The organism is Klebsiella sp. GG_Kp173 (genome assembly GCF_040062415.1).
In the GTDB taxonomy this organism is placed as follows: Bacteria; Pseudomonadota; Gammaproteobacteria; order Enterobacterales; family Enterobacteriaceae; genus Klebsiella; species Klebsiella quasipneumoniae.
The window spans coordinates 1-1,206 of record NZ_JBEAFZ010000065.1; the positions used below are offsets into that span (position 1 = coordinate 1).

The 1,206-nt window shown below is 53.0% G+C and carries 1 protein-coding gene; it reads left to right on the forward strand.

Translation table 11 applies throughout. From position 1 onward, the window contains the following. Nucleotides 1-91 precede the first annotated feature (91 nt). A protein-coding gene (locus ABLU50_RS16175; protein ID WP_348864860.1) for an IS3 family transposase occupies nt 92-1,206 on the forward strand; the annotation gives its coding sequence in 2 pieces (ribosomal slippage) (nt 92-416 and nt 416-1,206; 1,116 coding nt annotated over the 2 pieces). This gene is flagged as partial in the annotation.

Here is a 1,206-nt window from a genome sequence, read left to right on the forward strand (position 1 = left end):
TAGACTGACCCCCTGAATCTTCAGACAACCAATATCACTTAAATAAGTGATAGTCTTAATACTAGTTTTTAGACTAGTCATTGGAGAACAGATGATTGATGTCTTAGGGCCGGAGAAACGCAGACGGCGTACTACACAGGAAAAGATCGCTATCGTTCAGCAGAGCTTTGAACCGGGAATGACGGTCTCCCTTGTTGCCCGGCAACATGGTGTGGCAGCCAGCCAGCTATTTCTCTGGCGTAAGCAATACCAGGAGGGAAGTCTTACTGCTGTGGCTGCCGGAGAACAGGTCGTTCCTGCCTCTGAACTTGCTGCCGCCATGAAGCAGATTAAAGAACTCCAGCGCCTGCTCGGCAAAAAAACGATGGAAAATGAACTACTTAAAGAAGCCGTTGAATATGGGCGAGCAAAAAAGTGGATAGCGCACGCGTCCTTATTGCCCGGGGATGGGGAGTAAGCTTCGTCAGCCGTTGTCTCCGGGTGTCGCGTGCGCAGTTGCACGTCATTCTCAGACGAACCGATGACTGGAAGGACGGCCGCCGCAGCCGTCACACGGATGATACGGATGTGCTTCGCCGTATACACCATGTTATCGGAGAGCTGCCCACATATGGTTATCGTCGGGTATGGGCGCTGCTTCGCAGACAAACAGAACTTGATGGTATGCCTGCGATCAATGCCAAACGTGTTTACCGGATCATGCGCCAGAATGCGCTGTTGCTTGAGCGAAAACCCGCTGTACCGCCATCGAAACGGGCACATACCGGCAGAGTGGCTGTGAAAGAAAGTAATCAGCGATGGTGCTCTGACGGGTTTGAGTTCCGCTGTGATAACGGAGAAAAACTGCGGGTCACGTTCGCGCTGGACTGCTGTGACCGTGAGGCACTGCACTGGGCGGTCACAACGGGTGGCTTCGACAGTGAAACAGTACAGGACGTCATGCTGGGAGCAGTGGAACGCCGCTTTGGCAGCGAGCTTCCGGCGTCTCCAGTGGAGTGGCTGACGGATAATGGTTCATGCTACCGGGCGAATGAAACACGTCAGTTCGCCAGGATGTTGGGACTTGAACCGAAGAACACGGCAGTGCGGAGTCCGGAGAGTAACGGAATAGCAGAGAGCTTCGTGAAAACGATAAAGCGTGACTACATAAATATCATGCCCAAACCAGACGGGTTAACGGCAGCAAAGAACCTTGCAGAGGCGTTC